Here is a 15,548-nt window from a genome sequence, read left to right on the forward strand (position 1 = left end):
TGGTCGATTACCGGGCACTTTCTGCCAAACCCGAAGGGCATTCGGCGTTTTGATACGGATAGATTCAGTCACCAAGCGGTACCCGGACGGAACGGTCGCCGTCGATCGGCTCTCCCTGGAGATACCGGATCGCTCGATCACCGTCTTCGTCGGTCCCTCCGGCTGCGGCAAGACGACGACGCTGCGGATGATCAACCGAATGGTGGAGCCCAGTGAGGGCCGGATCCTCCTCGACGGCGCCGACATCCAGGCGCAGCCGGTCAACACCCTGCGCCGGTCGATGGGTTACGTCATCCAGAACGCCGGCCTCTTCCAGCACCGCACCGTCATCGACAACATCGCCACCGTGCCCCGGCTGCTCGGCTGGAGCAAGCAGAGGGCGCGGGCCCGGGCGGCCGAGCTGATGGAGCGGGTGGGGCTCGACTCGGCGTTCGCCAAGCGCTACCCGTACCAGCTCTCCGGCGGCCAGCAGCAGCGTGTCGGTGTGGCCCGGGCGCTCGCCGCCGACCCGCCGGTGCTGCTGATGGACGAGCCGTTCTCCGCCGTCGACCCCGTGGTCCGCAAGGGACTTCAGGACGAACTTCTGCGCATCCAGGGTGAGTTGGGCAAGACCATCGTCTTCGTCACCCATGACATCGACGAGGCGATCAAGCTCGGCACGATGGTCGCCGTGATGCGCACGGGCGGCCACCTCGCCCAGTTCGCCCCGCCGGCCGAACTGCTCACCGACCCGGCGGACGCCTTCGTCGAGGACTTCCTCGGTGCCGACCGGGGCATCCGGCGGCTGTCCTTCTTCCCGTCCGCGGGCCTTGAGCTGCAGCAGGCCCCGATCGTCGCGATCGACGCCGATGCCGGCAAGCTCGCCGCGCGCACCTCGGCGGACACCCCCTATCTCCTCGTGACGGACCTGGACGGCAGGCCGCTCGGCTGGGGCGAGCCGCGGGCCCTGACCGCCGGTTCGATCCGGCCGGAGCAACTGATCCCCCACGGGCGGCCGTTCGTGCCCGGCAGGGACTCGCTGCGGGCCGCCCTCGACGGTTCCGTCCTCTCGCCGACCGGCTGGGCCGTGGCCGTGGACGGCGAGGGACGCGCCGTCGGCGTCGTCTCCCAGCAGGTCATCGGCGCCGCGATCCGCACCGCCCACGCCGAGGGCCGCGACGACGCGAAGGCCGGGGGATGAGCGGCTTCTTCGACATCCCGAGCGACCTCCAGAACACCTACTTCGGCCTGATCGGCCTGCATCTGCGCGAGGCCCTGATCCCGGTCCTGGCCGGTCTGCTGGTCTCGCTCCCCGTCGCCCAGCTCTGCGTGCGCCTGCGCTGGCTGTACCCGCCGGTGCTGGGCGTGACGACGGTCCTGTACGCCATCCCCTCCCTGGCCTTCTTCGTCGTCCTCATCGACTACACGGGCCAGACCGAGACCACGGTGATGATCCCGCTCGCGGTGTACAGCCTGGTGGTCCTGGTCCCGGCCATCGTGGACGGCGTCCGCTCGGTCCCGGAGGAGACCCTGGCCGCCGCGACCGCGATGGGTCTGGGCCCCGTACGCCGCTACTTCCAGGTGCAGTTGCCGATCGCCGTCCCCGCGATCATCGCGGGCCTGCGCGTCGCCACCGTCTCCAGCATCTCCCTCGTCAGCGTCGGCATGCTGATCGGCAACCAGGGCGCCCTCGGCAACCTGCTCAACGACGCGAACATCTACCACCGCCCCGAACTGGCGGTGAACTCCGTCGTGACCACGGCCGTGCTGGCCATCCTGGCCGACGCCGCCCTCGTCCTCGTACGCCGTGTGCTGACGCCCTGGATGCCGAAGGAGAGCACCCGGTGAACGTCCTCAACTTCGTCCACGCCTTCTTCAGCGACAGCTCGCACTGGCACGGCTACGACGGCATCCCCACCCGCGTCTGGGAGCACATCCAGTACTCCCTGGAGGCCCTCGCCTACGCGGCGGTCATCGGCCTGCCCATCGGACTGCTCACCGGCCACTACGGCCGCGGCGGCAACGCCCTCGCCCTGGTCGCCACGGCCGGCCGGGCGCTGCCCAGCTTCGGCCTGCTGGTCCTGATGTTCATCTGGCTCGGCTTCGGCATGCTGCCGGTGATGATCCCGCTGGTGATCCTCGCCGTACCGCCGATCCTGGTCACGACGTACGAGGCGATGCGCTCGGTCGACCCGTCCCCGGTGGACGCGGCCCGGGGCATGGGGATGCCGGAGACACGCGTCCTCTTCCAGGTCGAACTCCCGGTCGCCCTCCCGCTGATCCTCAGCGGCCTGCGCTCGGCGGCCATCCAGATCGTCTCGACGGCGACCATCGCGGCGTACGTCAGTCTGGGCGGCCTCGGCCGCTACATCATCGACGGCCTCTACCAGAAGAACTACGAGAAGGTCGTGGGCGGCGCCACGCTGGTGGCGGCCATGGCCCTGGCCACACTGGGCATTTTCTGGGCGGTACAGAGACTGACGGTCTCTCCCGGAGTACGACGGGGCAACTGACCCAGGGTGCGGGGAACTGCGCGCTCAGCCGCATGCGGCCCGCAGTTCCCCACCCGCCGGACTACCCCCCACTCCGCGCCAACGCCAGTTCCAGGACGACAAGCAGCGCGTCCCGGACAGAACCCCGTTCACGTGCGTCGAAGACGACCAGCGGGGTCCCCTCGGCCACGTCCAGCGCCCACCGGACCTCGTCCAGCGTGTGCTCCACGCGCCCGTCGAACGCGTTGATCGCGACGGCGAACGGAATCCCCTTGTGCTCGAAGTAGTCGACCGCGGCGTAGCAGTCGTCGAGGCGACGCGTGTCAACGATGACGAGCCCGCCGAGCGCGCCCTCCACGATGTCGTCCCACATGAAGCCGAAGCGTTCCTGCCCGGGCGTGCCGAACAGATACAGCTTCAGCGTCGGGTCGATGGTGATGCAGCCGAAGTCCATCGCCACGGTCGTGGTCGTCTTGCGCGGGGTGAGCGTGAGGTCGTCCACACCCGCCGCGACCTCGGTGATCGACGCCTCGGTGGTCAGTGGCTCGATCTCCGAGATCGAGCCGACGGCGGTGGTCTTGCCCACGCCGAAACCGCCCGCGATGACCATTTTCACCGGCAGCGGCGGCCGTACGGCCGTACGCCCGGTGCCCCGGGTCAGCGAGTCAGTCGGTGTCACGGAGTACCCCTCGGGAGTCGGGGATGGCCCGCAGGCCATCGATAACCCTGCGCAGGACGGACGAGTCGTGGGTGGCCTCGAAGTCGGGCACGTGCACCGTCAGCTGCCCGGCCTCGCGCAGGTCTTCGGCCAGCACCCGGACCACGTTCAGGTGCAGCCGCAGCCGCGCCGCCAGTTCCGCGAGCGACTGCGGAATCCGGCACGCGGCGACAATGTCGTGCTGCTCGAAGGAGAGCCGGTCCAGCACGGCGAGCCCGGCGGCGGTGGCCACCACCTGGGTCTCGACGGGCATCGCCGGTCCGGAGGCGCTGTCCGCCACCCGGCCGGCGGTGACCAGGAACGGCCGTACGGCGGGGGCGGGGCCGACCGGGTCCGGGCCCGGGGGCGGGGTGCCGTCCGCCATGGCTGTGTATTCCTCTCTCGGCCTTCTCGGCGTGCCGACCGGCGGTGCCGGTCAGCGCGTCTGTGGGACGCCGACGCTGTTCTTGAGTTCCAGGACGAGCTGCGGACTGAGCGCCGCACCCGCGCGGTTCGCGAACAGCGTCATCTCGTAGGCGATGTTGCCGAGCTTGGCCTCCTTGTCGGCGACCACGCCGAGCACGGCGCCGTTGCCGATCGCGGAGACGATCACATGGCCGCCCTCCAGGTCGATGATGACCTTGTTGAGGCCGCCCAGGCCGTAGTTGCCGGAGGCACCGGCGGCCAGGCTGGTGATGCCGGAGACGATCGCGGCCAGCCGTTCGGAGTGGGCGCGCTCACGCAGTTCCGAGACCGCGATCAGCAGTCCGTCGGAGGACACGGCGATCGCGTCGACCACGCCTGCGGTCTCGGTGGCGAAGCGGTTCAGCAGCCAGGTGAAGTCGGCTGCGGCCGCCTGCAGGTCGGTCGGCGTGGTGCCGCCCGTCGGGGTGTCACCTGTCGACGTGCTCACTGCTCGGCTCCTTCCGGAAGGTGGTTCTGGTGCTGCGGGGGGTGCGTGGGGTCGTTGTGCGGCCGGGGCCGCTCGTGGCTGCCGGTGTCGCTGTCGCGTCGGGCGCGTTCCACCGCTGCCTCGAACTCGTCCAGCTCGTGCCGTTCGGCCTCGGCGTCGCGGGTGCGTGGCGCCTGGGCGAGGCTCTGGGCGGCACCGACGGTGGTGCGCAGGGTCGCCCCGCGTACCCGGCGGCGCAGCGGGCGGGTCCCGTCGCCGGAGCAGGGATCGGAGTCGGGGCCGGCCGGGGGCTCGCCGGAGCGGGCGGCCGGGATGAGCGGGGCCTGCGCAGCGGCCGGCTCGGCGGTCGCCTCGCGGCGCGGCAGCCGGCGCGGGAGCGGGCTCTCCGGCTCGGCGGCGGTCGGCACCATGACGGCCGGGGTTGGGCCGGTCGGCTCGGCGGCCGCCACCGGTGCCACCGGTACCGGCGGTGCTGCCGTTTCCCCGGCGAACGGGGTGCCGGGGGTGTCCGCCACCGAGCTCATCGTCAGCAACAGACGGGCGGGCAGCGTCACTTCGGCGGTGACACCGCCGCCCGGGGTCCGGGTCAGCTCGACGCCGATCTCCCAGCGCCGGGCCAGCGCACCCACCACGAAGAGGCCGAGCACCTTGGTCGGCACCAGGTCGAGGCGCTCACGGCGGATCAGCCGCTGGTTCTCCTCGGCCAGCCGCTCGGCGCTCATGCCGAGGCCGTGGTCGGTGACGACGATGTGGGCGCCCGCGTCACTGGAGCGGACGGTCACCTCGACGGGGCTGCCGGCCGGCGAGAACGACACCGCGTTCTCCAGGAGTTCGGCCACCATCAGCGTGAGGTCGCCGATGATGTCCGGCTCGATCATGGCATCCGTGCCCGCGTACAGCCGTACCCGCTGGTAGCCCTCGATCTGGCCGAGCGCGGCCCGGACGACGTTGGACACCGGGGTCGGGCCCGCGGCCAGCACGGTCTCGCGGATGCCGGCCAGCAGCATCAGGCTGTCGGCGTTGCGGCGCAGGCGGACGGCGATGTGGTCGATGGAGTAGAGGCGTTCGAGGAGGGCCGGGTCGGTCTCGGCCCGCTCCACCGCGTCGATGAAGGCGAGCTGGCGGGTGGTCAGGTTGCTGACGCGGCGGCCGACGTTGCCGAACATCTCGGCGGTGTTGCGGCGGCTGAGCACCTGGCGTTCCAGCAGGGCCGCGGCCGTGGTCTGCACCTGGTTGAACGCCTCGGCCAGGTCACCGATCTCGTCGCGGGCGGTGACCGGCATGTCCCGCAGCCGGGGCGGGCCGGAGTCCTCGGCGTCGTCGTCGGCGACGCGGGCGAGTTCGCGGCCCGCCACCTCGGCGACCTCGTGCGCGACCCCGGTCAGCGCCTGCACCGGGCGGATGATCGAGCGACGCACCAGCGCCGCGAGGGCGATCCACAGGACGAAGCCGAGCAGCGAGCCGTTCAGCAGCCAGATCGCGCGCCACCGCGCGGAGGCGGCCGTGGCGTCGGCCCGTTCGGCGATCTGGCCGATGAGCGAGGTGGTGATGGTCAGCCGGGCGGTGGCCTGGTCGTGGTAGGCCGGGTAGTCGGAGAGCGCGTCCTTGACGGCCCGCCGGATCTGGCCCTGGTTGCCTGAGACCAGCTTGGTCGGGTCGATCTGAAGCTCGGCGAAGGACTCGGCGATGGTGCTCTGGGCCTTGGTGTGCTCGACGTCGGCCAGCTGCCGGGCCTGGCCCTCGGTGGCGAACCGGGTGAACCGGGCGGCCTGGTGCTGGTAGAGGTCGTAGGCGCCCACCGCGTTGGTGAACTCGATCAGGGCGTTGGTGTCACCGGTGGTCGCCGCCAGCACGTTGGTCTCGAAGGCGCCGTGGGCGGCGTCCGCGCGCAGCAGCGAGTCCAGCAGGTTGCCGGTGAAGGTGGAGGCGAGGTTGGTGTCGCGGTCCAGACCGAGGCCGTCGATCAGGTCGTTGGACGCGTTGGCGTACGCCGGGTCGATGTTGTCGGCCGGCAGGTAGGCCTGCTCGACCGACTCCCGCAGGCTGGACAGGCCCTCGACCTGCCGCAGGGCGTCCCCCTCGGTGCCCGGCAGCCGGTCGCCGAAGACCTCACGGACTTTCGTGACCTGGGAGTTCACCGCGTCCTGGGCCTTGCGGTAGGCGGCGGCCGAGGGCTTGGCGTCGCCGGACTCGTACCGCGCGGAGAGCAGGATCGCCTGCTGGTGTTCCGCCTCGACGTTGTCCACGAGGCGTGCCACCTGCGCACTGTCCCGGACCGTCTGCGAGGCGTCGTCCGCGCTGGTGGACTGCCGGACCAGATCGGTGAAGACGTACGCCAGCAGTACGGCGATGACGGCGAGCGGCACACCGACCAGCAGGTTGAGCTTGCGCCGGAAGGGCCAGCGGTCGGCGAAACCCCGTACCCCGCCCCGCGCCTGGGCGGGCCGGACGGGCGCGTCCACCTGGTTCGTGGACACCGGGCCTCCTTCATGAGGGTGTCTGGTCTGGGGGCGTCTTCACCCCGAGCTGCTGCGGAACGACACCGAGTAGCGGGCCCCGTGCACCGCTGTGACCGATATCAACTGCCGTGAGACTACAGCGTTCTGGAAGCCCGGTTCCGCTTGCTCTCTATCAAGAATCCGTTACAAAGAGACCGCGCTCCGTCCACAACTGGACACGGATCGAAGCCAATCGGTGACCCGGAGATACTTGACTGACCGAGAACCGGCTGGATTGGATCGATGGAGTGCTTCGCAACACCCCCACCCTTCCCACAGCTCCCGGAACGGCAACCGTGACTTCCAACACCCTTCCCAGCAGGTCAATCCGGACATACCGAGGCGTGGCGGCCGTCGCGCTCGCGGCGACGACGGCCCTGCTGGCGGGCTGCTCCTCTTCTTCCGGCGACAGCAAGTCCGACCCGCTGTCGGACAGCAAGGCGAGCGGGGACACCGTTGTCGTCGGCTCCAACAACTTCTCCGAGAGCACCCTGATCGCCGACCTCTACGGCGAGGCGCTCAAGGCCAAGGGCGTCAAGGTCACTTACAAGCCGAACATCGGCAGCCGCGAGACCACCTACGGCCTGCTCAAGAACGGTTCGATCTCGGTCCTGCCCGAGTACAACGGCGCCCTGCTCGCCTACCTGGACCCGAAGGCGGCTCCGAAGACCGTCGACGAGACCACCAAGGCCGTCGAGGCCAAGCTCGCCCCCAAGCTGACGCTGCTGAACCCGGCGGACGCGCAGGACAAGGACACGGTGACGCTCAACGCGGCGACCGCCGCCAAGTACAACCTCACCGAGAAGTCCTCCATCGCCGACCTCAAGGACATCGCCAAGGACCTGGTCATCGGCGCCTCGCCGGAGTTCCAGACCCGCCAGCAGGGCCTGGTCGGCCTGAAGTCCGTGTACGGCCTGGAGTTCAAGTCCTTCAAGGCGCTCGACGCGGGCGGCGCGCTGACCGAGGCCGCCCTGAAGAAGAACGCGGTGCAGGCCGGCGACATCTTCAGCACGGACCCGACCATCACCAAGGAGAAGTTCGTCGTCCTCCAGGACCCGGAGAACCTCTTCGGCTTCGAGAACGTCCAGCCCCTGGTCTACAAGAGCGCCCTGAACCAGACGGCCATCGACGCCCTCAACGCCGTCTCCGCCAAGCTCGACACCGCGACCCTGCTGGACCTGGACACCCAGGTGCAGTCGGACAACAAGGACCCGCTGGACGTCGCCCAGGCCTGGCTGAAGAAGGTCGGCCTCACCAGCTGACCCGCCTCCGGCCCTCCGCGGATCCCCCTGGATCTCCCTGGCTCTCCCTGGACCTTCCTTGGACCGTGTCGTACTCGACGGCAACGGCCTCGGCCTGACCGGACTCGTCCGGCTCGCCGACGCCGTTGCCGGTCCCGTCGTACCGCCCGAGGCGCTCGACCGGGTCCGCCGTGCCCACGAGAGGGCCGACCGCCTCGCCGCACAGGGGCGCTGGTACGGCCGCGGCACCGGCGTGGGCGCCCACCGCTCCGTCACCGTCGACCCGTCCGACGCGGCCGGTCACACCCTGCGCCTGCTGCGCAGCCACGCCGGCGGCGCCGGCCCGCTGCTGCCGGCCCGTCAGGCCCGCGCGCTGATGGCCGTCCGCGCCAACCAGCTGCTCGCCGCCGGGTCCGGCATCCACCCTTCCTTCGTCACCGCGCTGACCGACGCCCTGCGCCTCGGCGCGCACCCCGCCGTCAACGAGTACGGCGGTGTCGGCACCGGCGACCTCACCGCCCTGGCCCAGACCGGCCTGACCCTGATCGGCGAACGTCCCTGGCTCACGGCGTCCCCCGACGCCGAACTGCCCGCCCCGGTCACCCTCCACCCCGGCGACTCGCTCGCCCTGCTCAGCAGCAACGCCCTCGCCCTGGGCCGGGCCGCCCTGGTCTGCCACGACCTGGACGTCCTGCTGCGGGCCACCCACGCGGTGGCCGCCCTCTCCCTGGCCGCCGTCTCCGGCTCCCCGGAGGCCTACGCCCCCGAGGTGCACGCCCTGCGTCCCTACCCCGGCCCGGCCAGAGCAGCGGCTGAGGTACGACGCCTCCTGGCGATGCCCGACCGCCCGCTCACCACCGGCCGCCGCATCCAGGACCCCTACGGCTTCCGCGCCTTCCCGCAGGTGCACGGCGCGGCCCTGGAGGCCGCCGACGCCCTCCGCCGCATCATCGAGACGGAGATCAACTGCGCCACCGAGAACCCCGTCCTGGCCCCCGACGGCAACCTCTACCACCACGGCGGCTTCTTCGCGGCCCCGCTCGCCCTGGCCCTGGACGGCCTCGACCTCGCCCTTCTCCAGACCGCCCAGCTCTCCGCCGCGCGCCTCCAGGCCCTGACCCGCGCCGACCTCACGGGCCTGCCCGCCTTCCTGACCGCGGGCCCGGTGAGCAGCTCCGGCACGATGATCCTGGAGTACACCGCCAACTCGGCCCTCGCGGAGCTCCGTTCCAGCGCCACCCCCGCGTCGGCCGGCCACACCGTCCTCTCCCACGGTCTGGAGGAGGCGGCGAGCTTCGCCGGCCAGGCGGCGAAACAGGCCGAACGGGCGGCGGAGGCCTACGCGGTGGTCCTGGCCTGCGAACTGGTGGTGGCGGTGCGGGCGTTGCGGCTGGGACCGGTGGAGCCGGCGGTGCCCGTCTTCAGGGTGGCCGCGGCGGCTCTGCCGGGGGACATGGAGGACCGCGCGCTGACGGGAGACGTGACGGCGGCGACGGCGCTGCTGCCCCTGCTGGCCGACGTCTGAGCAGCCCTGCCCCGCTGGGCCACGAGCCGGCCGACGTGAGCCGCCTTCGCCCCCGCCCCCGCCGGCCCGGCCCCGGCTGCGGTCAGAGGTCGAACTCGTGCGGCGGCAGGTCCAGGGTGTAGCACGCCTCGCGGACCACGGCCTGCTCGGTCTTGTCGAAGTCGCCGTCCGCGCCGCCGATCACGATGCCGATCTGGATGACGGCACGCGCCTCGGCCGGCTTCTTCTTGGCCTTGGCGACCTCCTGGAGCACGCTCACCTTGCCGAAGGCGAAGTCGGTGGTCAGCTTGTTCAGGTTCTCCTCGAAGCGGCGGCGCAGGTCGTCCGCCGGGAAGTTCTGCAACACCTCGTTGGTCGAGATGAGTTGGGCGACCCGCTGGCGCTCGGCCGGGTCGATCGTGCCGTCGGCGGCGGCCACGAGCGCGCACATCGCCATGCTCGCGTCGCGGAACGCACCGCTCTTCAGGTCGTTCTTCTTCGAAACGAGCTGGGTCTGCATCTGCGTCGCGGACTCCTTGATGCGGTCCCACAGGGCCATGCGCACTCACTCCTCGGTCGGTACAAGACCTGCTTGCCAGGAAATTACTTCTACAACACCGTAGAAACTTGTGCGGCGGCCGATAAGTTCCCGCGTCCTAAACTGTCCCTCCGGCCCGCGACGGGTCGCTTCGACCCGATCCGCGACGGGCCCCCGCCGCGGTGGACAGGAGGACCACGACGGTGGCGACGGTGCCCGGCAGCGGTCGCGAGGACCCCACCGCGGACGTGCTCACGGAGGCGGCCGCGGCCTTCGGGCTGCTCGCCTCGCCCGCCCGGCTGCACATCGTCTGGGCGCTGGCCCAGGGCGAGAGCGATGTCACGGGCCTCGCCGAGCGGGTCGGCGGCGCGCTGCCCGCCGTCAGCCAGCACCTCACCAAACTGAAGCTGGCCGGCCTGGTCCGCTCCCGCCGGGAGGGCCGCCGCCAGGTGTACCTGGTCGACGACCCGGACGTCGTCGACGTGGTACGCCTGCTCGTCGGCCGCCTCACCGCCCGCACCGCCGACGCCGAGCTCCCGGCCCCCCGACGGCTCCATGGTCTGTGAGGGCGAGGCCGCCACCTCGCTGCAGGTGCTGCGCCGACTGGACACGGGACCGCGCGGGCTGACCGAGGCCGAGGCCGCGTCCCGGCTCACCGACCTCGGCGAGAACACCCCGCCCCGCCCGCACACCGTCTCCTGGCCGCTGCGCTGCGCCCGTGCCCTGCGCGATCCCTTCACCGCCGTCCTCCTCACCCTCGGCCTGGTCTCCGCCCTCGTCGCCTCCTGGGGCACGGCCGTCGTGATCCTCGCCCTGGTCGCGGTCAGCGCCGCGCTCCGCGCCCTCGGCGAACACCGGGCCGACCGTGCCCTGGCCGGTCTGCGCGCGCTCGTCGCCGGCACCGCGACCGTGCTGCGCCGCAGCGACGCGGACGCACCGCCGCGAGCCCGGGAGGTGCCGGTCGCCGAACTGGTGCCGGGTGACGTCGTCCGGCTCGGACCCGGCGACCTGGTCCCGGCCGACGTACGACTGCTGCGCGCCCGTGGGCTGACCGTGCACCAGGCCGTGCTCACCGGCGAGTCGGCGCCCGTCGCGAAGACGGCGGTCGACGTCCCCGGGACCGCAGACGACGGTCCCTTCCAGGAGCCGTACCTCTGTTTCCAGGGCAGCGGGGTCGCCTCGGGCAGTGCCACGGCGGTGGTCGTGGAGACGGGGGAGCGGACCCGGTTCGCCGTCGCGCAGGGCGCGGCCGCGCCGCGGGAGGCGAGCGCCTTCGACCGGTCCGTGCACGGCATCTCCTGGGTGCTCGTCCGGTTCATGCTGCTCACTCCGCCGCTGGTCCTCATGGCCAACGCCGCCCTGCGCGGCCGCGGACTGGAGACGCTGCCCTTCGCGGTCGCGGTCGCCGTCGGGCTCACCCCCGAGATGCTTCCGGTGATCGTCACCACCTGCCTGGCCCGGGGCGCCGCGCTGCTGGCCCGCGCCCACCGGGTCGTCGTACGGCGGCTGCCCGCGCTGCACGACCTGGGCGCGGTCGACGTGCTCTGCATCGACAAGACCGGCACCCTCACCCAGGACCGGCCCGTCGTCGATCGCGCCCTCGGACCCGACGGCGCCGAGGACCCCGAGGTGCTGCGCTGGGCGGCCGTCGGCGCCTGGTGGACCCTGCAACTCGCCGAACTGCCCGCCCCCGACGCCCTCGACGAGGCCCTGCTCACGGCCGCCGGACCGGTGGGGGAGGAGTACGACGGCGTCGGCGCCGTCCCCTTCGACCCCGAGCGGCGCGCCGCCACCGCCGTCGTGGCCGGCACCCCCGGCACCCATGTCCTCGTCACCAAGGGCGCCGCCGAGGACGTACTGCGCCGCTGCGACCTCGGCCCCGCCGAACGCGACCGTCTCCTCGCCCTCGCCGCCGCTGAGGCCGAGGCCGGGCTGCGCGTGCTGGCCGTGGCCACCGCCCGGCTCCCGGCCCGCACCCGCCCCTACACGGCCGCCGACGAACACGGCCTCGCCTTCCGCGGCCTGGTCACCTTCCGCGACGCCCTCGCCCCCGGCGCCGCCGAGGCGCTGCGCGGCCTGGCCGACCTCGGCGTCTCGATCCGGATCCTGACCGGCGACCACCCGGCCACCGCCGCGCGGGCCTGCCGGGACCTGGGACTGGCAACCGTCGAGGCGGGAAGGGCGACGGACGTACCGCGCCCGGCGGACGGTCCGGCCCCGGAGGGCACGGGCCCGGTCCGCGAGTCCGTCGTCGTCGCCCGCTGCACCCCCGAGGACAAGGCGCGGATCGTCGCCGGGCTGCGCGCCGCCGGGCACACCGTCGGGTTCCTCGGGGACGGGGTCAACGACATCCCCGCCCTGCGCGCGGCCGACGTCGGGATCGCGCCCCGCACCGCCGTGGACCTCGCCCGGGAGACCGCCGACGTGGTGCTGGCCGAGAAGGACCTCGGCGCGATCGGGCACGCCGTCGCCGCCGGCCGGCACAGCAGCGCCAACATCGCCTCCTATCTGCGGGTCACCCTCTCCTCCAACCTCGGCAACGTCATCGCGATGCTCTTCGCCGGCCTGCTCCTGCCCTTCCTGCCGATGCTCCCGGTCCAGGTGCTCGCCCAGAACCTCTGCTTCGACGCCGCCCAGCTCGCCTTCGCGTACGACCGCCCCGGCCCCGCGGCACTGCGCCGCCCGACCGTGCTGCGGCCACGTGCCTTCCTGCGGTTCATCACCGGCTTCGGGATGCTCAACGCGATCGCCGACCTCGCCACCTTCGGCGTTCTCGCGCTCGCCCTGCGCGGCCCCGACGCCCTCGACGACCAGGCGGTCTTCCACTCCGCCTGGTTCACCGAGAACCTGCTCACCCAGGCCCTGGTGATGTTCCTGCTGCGCGGCGGCACCCGCCCCGGGCCCGTCGCCCGGGCCGCCGCCGCCCTCGCCGCCGTCGGCCTGCTGCTCCCGCCCGGTCCGGTGGGCGCGGCCCTGGGCATGACCGGGCTGCCGCCCGCCTACCACGCGCTGCTGGCCGCCGTCCTGGGGCTGTACGCCCTGGCACTGCGGGCGGTGCGGGCCCGCCATGACCGGCGGCGGCCGGGCCGGTCGTAGCGCCGGTCGCGGTCACCTTTCCCACCTTGGGTTGTACAGTTGCGCAACGTAGCAATCGTCACTGCCGGGCCGGGGCGCGTGAAGCACCCTCCGTCGGCACGGAACAACGTGAGAAAGGGAGGGGCGGTCATGCTCCGCAACGGACTCGAACCCTGGCACCTGCTGGTCGTCGCGATCGTCTTCATCGTGCTCTTCGGTTCCCGGAAGCTGCCCGACACCGCCCGCGCCCTGGGCAAGTCGATGCGCATCCTCAAGAGCGAGGCGAAGGCCATGAAGTCCGACGACACGGCGGCGGCGCCGGTGGAGCCGACGTCGGTGCAGATGGCGGCGGAGCCGGCCGCGGCCCCCGTGCAGCCGGAGCCCAGGCAGGCCGCCGAGCCGACCGTCGCGACGAGCTGACGCCGACCGGTCCGGTACCTCACGGGTCCGTGGTGCGCAGGGCGTGACCGGTCCGGGTGCCCGGCCCTCGGCCCGCGGGTCCTGAAGACCACCGATTCCACGGACCCGCGGCCGGATCACCCCGGCCCGGCGCGCGGACGGCGCCGCCGGCACCCCGGTGGGCGTCGCGGTGGTCCACGATTCGTCGGCGGCCCGCCGCTCACCGCCGGACCCGGCGCCCGCGCTGCCGGACGGCCCGGCGCACGGACGGCCCCGCCGGACCGGCTCCGGCGCGCTGCCGGATCGGCTCCGGGCGGTCAGCTCCGGGCGGTGATGAAGGCGCTGACCCTGTCGGCCAGTTCCTTCCCGGCCTGTTCCTTCGCGGTGTCGTCGGGCGCGGCGATGGCCGAGACGTGCGGGCGTGCCGAGCCGGCGCCGACGATCACGAACTCCTGGTGCGGGTTGGCGCGCGCCGCGGCCTCGGTCGCGGGTCTCATGCCGGTGCCGACGGTGACGATGAGCTCGCAGTGGTGCTGCACGGCGCCGTTGAAGTACGGCAGCGCGGCCTTGGCGTCGATGGTGGGGGTGGGGAAACGCTGGGCGTTGACCCCGCCGGAGCGCGCCGCGTCCTGCATGCCCTGCCAGGACGCCTGGCTGAGCCGGGCGTCCGTGGCGCCCGCGGGCGAGACGAGCAGACAGGCCCGGAAGTTGCGGGAGACGTTGGCGGCCTGGGGCTGGGCGCTCCGGTCTCCGGCGAGCAGCACGGTGAGCGACAGGACCGCCACGAGGACGGCGGCCGTGGCCGCCGCGATGACCGGGTGGCCGCACACCGGAGTGGCGAAGCGGTGGAGAAGGCGCGCGGTGGGAGCCGGGAGCCGCATGCTGATCGGGTTCCTCCTGGGGATCACGTGGGACCTGGGGATCACGTACGACGACGGGCGCGGCGGCGGACGAGGAGGCCGCCCGCCCCGGCGGCGGCCACGACCGCCACGGCGCTGATCAACGCGACGGTCACGCCGGACGTGCCGCCCGTCGCGTCGGCCGCCTTCGGGGCGCCGTCCCCGGGTGCGGTGAGCAGCGGATTCGCGGTGGCCGCCGGAACCGGTGCGCCCAGGGCCTTGAGGGGATCGACGATGCCGTAGCCGAAGCGGTCGTCACGGCCGGAACCCCCGCCGGGGCGGTCGGCGGTGCCGATGAGCCGGGCGATGATCTGCCCGGCGCTCTCCGACGGGTGCGCGGCACGCAGCAGCGCGGCGGCCGCGGACACATAGGGAGCGGAATAGCTGGTTCCGTCCTTGGTGAGGTAACCGCCGCTGTTCCGCGTCGAGCAGATGTCCACCGCCGGGGCGGCCAGCGCGATGTAGGACCCCGACTCGCCGGAGGCCCAGAAGCCGCCGGCCCGGGTGGTGCCGGAGACGGCGACCACTCCGGGGAACGCGGCCGGATAGGTCACGGGGTTTCCCGCCCGGCCGTTGTTGCCCGCCGCCGCGACCACGACGATGTCGTGGCGGCGCGCGTAGGCGACCGCGTCCCGGACCTGCGGGTCGGGGTCGGTGGTCACCATCGAGATGTTGATGACCGAGGCCCCGTGGTCGGCGGCGTAGACGATGCCCCGGGCGAGGGCGAGCGGATCCGCCGCGTTGTCGGCGCTGACCCGGACGGGGAGCACCGTCGCCCGGGGGGCCAGCCCCGCCATGCCCTTGCCGGTGCCGCCGGAGCCCGCGATGACTCCGGCGACGGAGGTGCCGTGCGAGTCGGTCGACAGGTCGATCCGGCCGTCGGCTGCCTGCCGGGTGACATCGGCACCGGGCAGGACCCGGCCCGCCAGATCCGGATGCCGGGCGTTCACCCCGGTGTCGACCACCGCGACCGTGACGCCGTCCCCCTGGCTGAGCCGCCAGATCCGGGAGGCGTCGAAGTGCTCGGCGTCCAGGGGCCATTCGGCGCTGAGCGGGGTGGGCGCGGCGGTCTGCCGTGCGGTGGCCGCGGGTGCGGCACCCAGGAGCAGCATCAGCGGCACGCCGACGTATGCGCAGGCTCGTAACGCGCCCGACTGTCCCCGTCTCATCTGCCCCCGCAGCCCCTCTGGTGTCCCGTGAGAGCAGCCTTCCTCCGCAACTGGAAAGAGCGGGGCGGGAGGTGGCCAGGAAAGCCACAAGGACTTGCAATGTACCGGTCAACCCTGGCGCGCAATGCCGGTCTTTGATCCCAA

At 72.6% G+C, this 15,548-nt stretch carries 15 protein-coding genes; 8 read left to right on the forward strand and 7 right to left on the reverse strand.

Annotation, left to right across the window (positions count from 1 at the left end; genetic code table 11):
* Positions 1–49: 49 nt before the first annotated feature.
* The 3 genes from AB0P24_RS29220 to AB0P24_RS29230 are packed head-to-tail and all read left to right on the forward strand — an operon-like array spanning position 50 to position 2,492.
* Positions 50–1,180, forward strand: a complete 1,131-nt coding sequence (locus AB0P24_RS29220) for an ABC transporter ATP-binding protein (protein WP_365799117.1) — start codon at positions 50–52, stop codon at positions 1,178–1,180.
* Positions 1,177–1,827 carry an ABC transporter permease subunit gene (locus AB0P24_RS29225; RefSeq protein WP_365799119.1) on the forward strand — a complete coding sequence of 217 codons (651 nt, stop codon included), beginning with the start codon at positions 1,177–1,179 and terminating at the stop codon, positions 1,825–1,827. Before AB0P24_RS29220 ends, AB0P24_RS29225 begins: the two co-directional genes overlap by 4 nt.
* Positions 1,824–2,492 carry an ABC transporter permease gene (locus AB0P24_RS29230; protein ID WP_365799121.1) on the forward strand — a complete coding sequence of 223 codons (669 nt, stop codon included), beginning with the start codon at positions 1,824–1,826 and terminating at the stop codon, positions 2,490–2,492. The genes AB0P24_RS29225 and AB0P24_RS29230 overlap by 4 nt, the downstream gene beginning before the upstream one ends.
* 61 nt (positions 2,493–2,553) lie before the next feature.
* Here AB0P24_RS29230 and AB0P24_RS29235 read toward each other — a convergent pair whose 3' ends face one another.
* The 4 genes from AB0P24_RS29235 to AB0P24_RS29250 are packed head-to-tail and all read right to left on the reverse strand — an operon-like array spanning position 2,554 to position 6,558.
* Positions 2,554–3,150, reverse strand: coding sequence for an ATP/GTP-binding protein (locus tag AB0P24_RS29235; RefSeq protein WP_181808011.1), 597 nt, complete (start codon positions 3,148–3,150; stop codon positions 2,554–2,556).
* The gene (locus AB0P24_RS29240) at positions 3,137–3,553 is read right to left on the reverse strand and encodes a DUF742 domain-containing protein (RefSeq protein ID WP_089104679.1); all 417 of its coding nucleotides are present in this window, start codon (positions 3,551–3,553) and stop codon (positions 3,137–3,139) included. Before AB0P24_RS29240 ends, AB0P24_RS29235 begins: the two co-directional genes overlap by 14 nt.
* Positions 3,554–3,604: 51 nt before the next feature.
* Positions 3,605–4,081: a roadblock/LC7 domain-containing protein gene (locus AB0P24_RS29245; RefSeq protein ID WP_181808013.1), complete on the reverse strand. Its 477-nt coding sequence runs from the start codon at positions 4,079–4,081 to the stop codon at positions 3,605–3,607.
* On the reverse strand, positions 4,078–6,558 hold the full coding sequence (locus tag AB0P24_RS29250) for a sensor histidine kinase (RefSeq protein WP_365799124.1): 2,481 nt from the start codon (positions 6,556–6,558) through the stop codon (positions 4,078–4,080). Before AB0P24_RS29250 ends, AB0P24_RS29245 begins: the two co-directional genes overlap by 4 nt.
* 317 nt (positions 6,559–6,875) lie before the next feature.
* Between AB0P24_RS29250 and AB0P24_RS29255 the strand changes: the two genes are divergently transcribed.
* Both AB0P24_RS29255 and AB0P24_RS29260 read left to right on the forward strand, forming a co-directional pair.
* Positions 6,876–7,841 (forward strand): ABC transporter substrate-binding protein, encoded by a 966-nt coding sequence (locus AB0P24_RS29255; RefSeq protein ID WP_365799126.1) that lies wholly within the window; start codon positions 6,876–6,878, stop codon positions 7,839–7,841.
* Positions 7,842–7,899: 58 nt separating this feature from the next.
* Complete coding sequence (locus tag AB0P24_RS29260; protein WP_365799128.1) at positions 7,900–9,345, forward strand: aromatic amino acid lyase; 1,446 nt, start codon at positions 7,900–7,902, stop codon at positions 9,343–9,345.
* 82 nt (positions 9,346–9,427) lie between these two features.
* Here AB0P24_RS29260 and AB0P24_RS29265 read toward each other — a convergent pair whose 3' ends face one another.
* The gene (locus tag AB0P24_RS29265; RefSeq protein WP_181809014.1) at positions 9,428–9,883 is read right to left on the reverse strand and encodes a tellurite resistance TerB family protein; all 456 of its coding nucleotides are present in this window, start codon (positions 9,881–9,883) and stop codon (positions 9,428–9,430) included.
* A gap of 182 nt (positions 9,884–10,065) precedes the next feature.
* On the opposite strand from AB0P24_RS29265, the gene AB0P24_RS29270 reads away from it, so the two are divergent.
* The 3 genes from AB0P24_RS29270 to tatA all read left to right on the forward strand — a co-directional run bounded on the left by AB0P24_RS29270 (position 10,066) and on the right by tatA (position 13,357).
* Complete coding sequence (locus tag AB0P24_RS29270) at positions 10,066–10,428, forward strand: metalloregulator ArsR/SmtB family transcription factor (RefSeq protein ID WP_365799130.1); 363 nt, start codon at positions 10,066–10,068, stop codon at positions 10,426–10,428.
* Positions 10,418–12,958 (forward strand): magnesium-translocating P-type ATPase, encoded by a 2,541-nt coding sequence (gene mgtA / locus AB0P24_RS29275; protein ID WP_365799132.1) that lies wholly within the window; start codon positions 10,418–10,420, stop codon positions 12,956–12,958. Before AB0P24_RS29270 ends, mgtA begins: the two co-directional genes overlap by 11 nt.
* A gap of 129 nt (positions 12,959–13,087) precedes the next feature.
* Positions 13,088–13,357 (forward strand): Sec-independent protein translocase subunit TatA, encoded by a 270-nt coding sequence (gene tatA, locus AB0P24_RS29280; RefSeq protein WP_365799134.1) that lies wholly within the window; start codon positions 13,088–13,090, stop codon positions 13,355–13,357.
* Positions 13,358–13,653: 296 nt separating this feature from the next.
* Here tatA and AB0P24_RS29285 read toward each other — a convergent pair whose 3' ends face one another.
* Both AB0P24_RS29285 and mycP read right to left on the reverse strand, forming a co-directional pair.
* Positions 13,654–14,217, reverse strand: coding sequence for a hypothetical protein (locus AB0P24_RS29285; RefSeq protein WP_365799136.1), 564 nt, complete (start codon positions 14,215–14,217; stop codon positions 13,654–13,656).
* 41 nt (positions 14,218–14,258) lie between these two features.
* Positions 14,259–15,404 carry a type VII secretion-associated serine protease mycosin gene (gene mycP, locus AB0P24_RS29290; RefSeq protein WP_365799138.1) on the reverse strand — a complete coding sequence of 382 codons (1,146 nt, stop codon included), beginning with the start codon at positions 15,402–15,404 and terminating at the stop codon, positions 14,259–14,261.
* Positions 15,405–15,548 lie beyond the last annotated feature (144 nt).

This window comes from Streptomyces sp. NPDC086519, assembly GCF_040686075.1.
GTDB classification, from domain to species: domain Bacteria; phylum Actinomycetota; class Actinomycetes; order Streptomycetales; family Streptomycetaceae; genus Streptomyces; species Streptomyces shenzhenensis.

Coding starts and splice junctions, on each gene's coding strand:
- AB0P24_RS29265 (WP_181809014.1), bottom strand. CDS start 9,883: ATGGCCCTGTGGGACCGCATCAAGGAGTCCGCGACGCAGATGCAGACC.
- AB0P24_RS29285 (WP_365799136.1), bottom strand. CDS start 14,217: ATGCGGCTCCCGGCTCCCACCGCGCGCCTTCTCCACCGCTTCGCCACT.
- AB0P24_RS29240 (WP_089104679.1), bottom strand. CDS start 3,553: ATGGCGGACGGCACCCCGCCCCCGGGCCCGGACCCGGTCGGCCCCGCC.
- AB0P24_RS29225 (WP_365799119.1), top strand. CDS start 1,177: ATGAGCGGCTTCTTCGACATCCCGAGCGACCTCCAGAACACCTACTTC.
- mycP (WP_365799138.1), bottom strand. CDS start 15,404: ATGAGACGGGGACAGTCGGGCGCGTTACGAGCCTGCGCATACGTCGGC.
- tatA (WP_365799134.1), top strand. CDS start 13,088: ATGCTCCGCAACGGACTCGAACCCTGGCACCTGCTGGTCGTCGCGATC.
- mgtA (WP_365799132.1), top strand. CDS start 10,418: ATGGTCTGTGAGGGCGAGGCCGCCACCTCGCTGCAGGTGCTGCGCCGA.